Origin of the sequence: uncultured Planktosalinus sp. (assembly GCF_963973675.1) — a bacterium.
Lineage (GTDB): Bacteria > Bacteroidota > Bacteroidia > Flavobacteriales > Flavobacteriaceae > Planktosalinus.
The window spans coordinates 1-4,816 of sequence record NZ_CAXBAN010000202.1 but is presented as its reverse complement, the minus strand read 5'-3'; the positions used below and the strand labels follow the sequence as shown (position 1 = coordinate 4,816).

2 protein-coding genes and 1 pseudogene are annotated in these 4,816 nt (G+C 35.7%); 2 read left to right on the top strand and 1 reads right to left on the bottom strand.

What is annotated here, in order from left to right:
- Positions 1-537 (bottom strand): annotated as a pseudogene (locus AACY61_RS08795) (M1 family peptidase); the annotation flags it as partial.
- Positions 538-693: 156 nt separating this feature from the next.
- On the opposite strand from AACY61_RS08795, the gene recG reads away from it, so the two are divergent.
- Positions 694-2,799 (top strand): ATP-dependent DNA helicase RecG, encoded by a 2,106-nt coding sequence (gene recG / locus AACY61_RS08790; RefSeq protein ID WP_339611204.1) that lies wholly within the window; start codon positions 694-696, stop codon positions 2,797-2,799.
- Between the two features lie 26 nt (positions 2,800-2,825).
- The gene (locus AACY61_RS08785) at positions 2,826-4,694 is read left to right on the top strand and encodes a TIGR00341 family protein (RefSeq protein WP_339611203.1); all 1,869 of its coding nucleotides are present in this window, start codon (positions 2,826-2,828) and stop codon (positions 4,692-4,694) included.
- The last annotated feature ends 122 nt before the right edge of the window (positions 4,695-4,816 follow it).

The following is a 4,816-nucleotide window of genomic DNA, read 5'->3' as shown; positions in this document are numbered from 1 at the left end:
GAGCAAATAACTACTCATCGGTTGTGACATTTTGTAACTCCATACCTTCGTACCTCCTTGTGCCCCTTGATTTTTTTCTTCAATCTGAATACATACACCATTGGCCAAAACGGTATATTTTTTAGGCGCCGTCACATTCAGATTAAATACAATTTTATCATTCACATCATCAATTGAAGGCAGCCAATGTGAGGTTTCTTTTCCCTGGCCCTGCGTCCAAATTTGGTCTTCAAAAAAATACAGGGTCTGTTGGGGCTGTGCCTCATATTGAATCGAAATTGAATAAGTTCTTCCCCCTTTAAAAGAATTGATGAACCATATTTTATCGGTCGTTTGCTTTATTTCTATTGGTGATTTGGAATTCGAGGCACCCCTTAATTGAATATTTTTTGCGTCGAGAAATACTGAATCGGTTTTTTTTAAGATGTGAAATTGATACTGTGCAGTGACAACTATTTTTTTCTCTGTAGGTAAAAGCTCAATGTCACCGGTAATTTGTAAAAAATCAACAACTTCCAACTGTTGTGCCCTACTCAACTCAATGTTTACGAAAACAATGAATACAACTAAAATCCGAAAAGTGAAAAAGTTAAAGTAAACCATAAAACAAAATAACTGTTTTTTTTAATCGAATTAAAAACTTTAATTGAATTTTCTCTTTTAGGTTCCTTACGAAAGAATTAATTTAGTAAAATGAATGCAAATTTTCTACAAACTCCCATCGATTACCTAAAAGGAGTGGGACCCAATCGAGCTGATTTACTCAGGAAAGAAATAGGCATTCATACCTATCAGGATTTACTTCATTTTTTTCCCAACAGATACATTGATAAAACCCGGTACTACAAAATCAATGAATTGAAACAAAGCAATGCAGAAGTTCAAATCATTGGAAAAATAATTCATATCAAAACCATTGAACAAAAAAGAGGAAAGCGTTTGGTTGCCTCATTTACAGATGGCACCGGAACTATGGAACTGGTGTGGTTCCGTGGACACAAGTGGATAAAAGAGAATTTAAAAATCAATGAACCGTATGTGATTTTTGGAAAAAACAATTGGTTCAATGGAACCTTCTCCATGCCGCATCCTGAAATGGAACTTTTAAATGAACACGAAAAAGGATTACGAAGTGCCATGCAACCGGTTTATCCCTCAACTGAAAAATTATCCAATAGCGGAATCACAAACAGAACCATCAACAAATTGATGCAACAGTTGTTTTTGGAATCCAAAAACACCTTTGCAGAAACACTCTCAACTACTATCATTGAGCAACTCAATTTACTGCCAAAAAACCATGCTCTTTTTAACATCCATTTTCCGAAAAGTCAGGAGCTTCTGGCAAAAGCACAATACCGTCTAAAGTTTGAAGAGTTATTTTATATCCAATTACAATTAATTCGAAAAAACTTAATTCACAAACACAAAATTAAAGGCTATCCTTTTGAAAAAGTGGGATCCCTTTTCAACGAGTTTTATAATGCACATTTACCCTTTGATTTAACCAATGCTCAAAAACGGGTAATCAAAGAAATCAGAAACGATTTGGGAAGTAATGCTCAAATGAACCGGCTTTTGCAGGGAGATGTAGGTTCAGGCAAAACAATTGTTGCGCTCATGTCTATGTTAATAGCACTTGACAACGGTTTCCAAGCCTGTTTAATGGCGCCGACTGAAATTTTGTCAGTACAACACTACAATAGTATTTTTGAGTTGTGTAAAAGTCTTAATATCAGTATTTCATTGCTTACAGGTTCAACTAAAACTTTAGAAAGAAAAAAGATTCATCAAAACCTTGAAAATGGAAGTTTAAACATCCTTATCGGGACCCATGCACTCATTGAAGACAAGGTGGAATTTAAAAATTTAGGACTTGCAGTCATCGATGAGCAACACAGATTTGGAGTAAAACAACGTGCAAAAATGTGGAAAAAAAATAAGTTGCCCCCCCACATTTTAGTGATGACTGCTACCCCAATTCCTCGCACACTTGCCATGAGCGTATATGGCGATCTTGATATCTCTGTTATTGACGAATTACCCCCTGGAAGAAAAGAGATAAAAACCGTGCACCGATATGATTCAAACCGGTTGAAAGTCTTTAAATTTATTAGAGATGAAATTGCAAAAGGCAGACAAATATACATCGTATATCCGCTTATTCAGGAAAGCGAAAAAATGGACTACAAAGACTTAATGGATGGATATGAAAGCATCGTGAGAGAATTTCCAATGCCAAACTATCAAATTTCCATAGTACACGGACAAATGAAAGCAAATGATAAAGAATATGAAATGCAGCGCTTTCTAAAAGGTGAAACTCAAATAATGGTAGCCACAACTGTAATTGAAGTTGGCGTCAATGTTCCAAATGCCAGCGTTATGATTATCGAAAGTGCAGAGCGGTTTGGCCTCTCTCAACTACATCAGTTAAGAGGTCGCGTAGGCAGAGGTGCTGAACAAAGTTATTGTATATTGATGACCTCTTTCAAACTTTCAAAAGAAGCAAAAACCAGGTTAGAAACAATGGTGAGAACAAACGACGGCTTTGAAATTGCTGAAGTGGACTTAAAACTCAGAGGGCCGGGAGACATTATGGGAACGCAACAAAGTGGCGTTTTACAACTTAAAATTGCTGATATAGTAAAAGATGGTGATGTATTAAAAATTGCACGTAGTTTTGCTTGGGAAGTTCTTAAAAAAGACCCCTCTTTAAAGTTTCCGGAACATATTCAAATTAAAAACACCTTTACAAAAATAACCCGTTATAAAAATATTTGGAATTATATTTCTTAAACCACTAACTTTACAAAAAACAGTACATGTACTATCTCCTGTATCAGAATGATGATTTCGAATTCGTTGAAAGCGATATTGAACCCCTTTTAAAGAATATCAAATTTGAAAAAGTGCTGTATGAAGAAAAAAATAAACTGAAATTTTCTGAAAATGATATTGTTCTCACTTATCTTAATGATGAATGTTTAAGACCATATTTATCTGAAGCCTCAAAAGGAAAATGGCAACTGGGCATTCTTCCCCATCCTAAAATGAATTACATAACTTCTGGATTAGGTATTCCCGGAAATATCGAAGATGTATTGAGCGAGATCATTGAAAGTGACACCACCCATCAGGTAGATTTAATGTATTGCAATGATAAATTGGTATTTCAGTCAGTCAATGTAGGTGAAGTTTTTGAACTTATTGATGAAGGAAAAAGAAAAGGGTTCTTTGGTCAGTTATTTCGATTCTTAAAACAAATTAGAAAATTAAGAGCCCTCAAACACAAACCTTTCAGTATTTTTATTGAAGATGAAAAAATTATCGAAACCTCTGCCCTGGGGTTGATTGCCGTAGAACATTCCAACAGCTCTTTGCTGGCTAAAAAATCTGTAAAAACAAATGTAAGCAATGATGGTTTACTGCATTTACTTATTCTTTCACCCCAATTTATATGGGAGTTAATATGGTATTTTTTTAAAAGTGTACTGCCTGATTTTTTAGTTTCTAAAAACCGCCCGGCATTTATTGGATTAATGAAAATACAAACAGCAGTCATAAAAAGCACTTCCAAAATAGACTACACGATTGACGGTGAAAAGTATGAAGCAGATGAACTCAATTTTAAAGTTGATTTTCAGTGCCTGACAATGGCACACCCCATGCGAACTAAAGAAGTTAAAACTGAACAACCCCAGAAAAATTCTTTACTCATTTCAAATTTACCTAAAGGAGAAAATAAAAATGAGCTAATAAAAAGAAGGCTACCTTGGCTGCGAAGAGCTACCTATGAAGAATTCAAAGAACTTTTTGTAGTTCTCAAAGACAATGCTAAACTCACCAACTCCTATTTGGTGATGATGATCTTATCAACCTTAATTACCGCCTTTGGATTGTATGCAGACTCAGCTCCGGTAATAATTGGCGCCATGATATTGGCTCCGCTAATCTCACCAATTGTCTCTTTCTCAATGGGACTCATCCGGTATGATGTTGTGCTTTTAAAAACTAGTTTTAAAACTATTACCTGGGGAACACTAGCCTCACTCTTTTTTGCTGCTTTTGTAAGTGTCATCATTCCTTTAAAAATTGAAACTGCTGAAATAGCAGCTCGGCTAACCCCAACTTTATTAGACCTTGGTATAGCAGTTGCTTCCGGAATTGCCGCCGCTTTTGCTCACGCCAAAGAAGGCATTGCTAAAAGTCTTGCAGGCGTTGCAATTGCAGTCGCTCTTGTACCACCACTGGTTGTAGCCGGTATAGGTATAGGATGGATGGATTGGAGTGTTTTTTCAGGAGCGTTTTTACTGTATTTAACAAACTTGGCCGGAATTATAATGTTTGGCGGACTCACTTTTCTTTTGCTAGGGTTTGCACCTTTCAAAACCGCTAAAAAAGGACTTATATACTCGCTTTTAATTGTATTGGCAGTTTGTGTGCCGCTCACGTTTTCTTTTTATAGAATTAAACAGGAAGCTGAAATCACTCGGGCTCTTGAAGGGACTCAATTTAATGAAATAACCCTTAGGGATGTCAGAGTACGCTATGGAGAAATTCCCACTGTTTCATTAAAAATAATTGCTCCCAAAACCCTGCCTGATGAGAAACTTGAAGAAATAAAAAAACAAATAGAAGAAAAAATCAATCATAAAATCACTATCGAATTTTTAACCGCTGTAGAGTTTTAATATTACCGCTTTTTTGAGGGTTTAAAACTTTACTAAACCCACAGGGTTTGTTATCTTTGCCCCGCTCATTTTTTTATTTTAGAATAGTACTATGAAAATTTCTTACAACTGGCTTAAACAGT

What these genes read in the sequence shown, in the direction of transcription:
- AACY61_RS08785 (WP_339611203.1), top strand. Translation starts at nt 2,826, where the DNA reads ATGTACTATCTCCTGTATCAGAATGATGATTTCGAATTCGTTGAAAGC.
- recG (WP_339611204.1), top strand. Translation starts at nt 694, where the DNA reads ATGAATGCAAATTTTCTACAAACTCCCATCGATTACCTAAAAGGAGTG.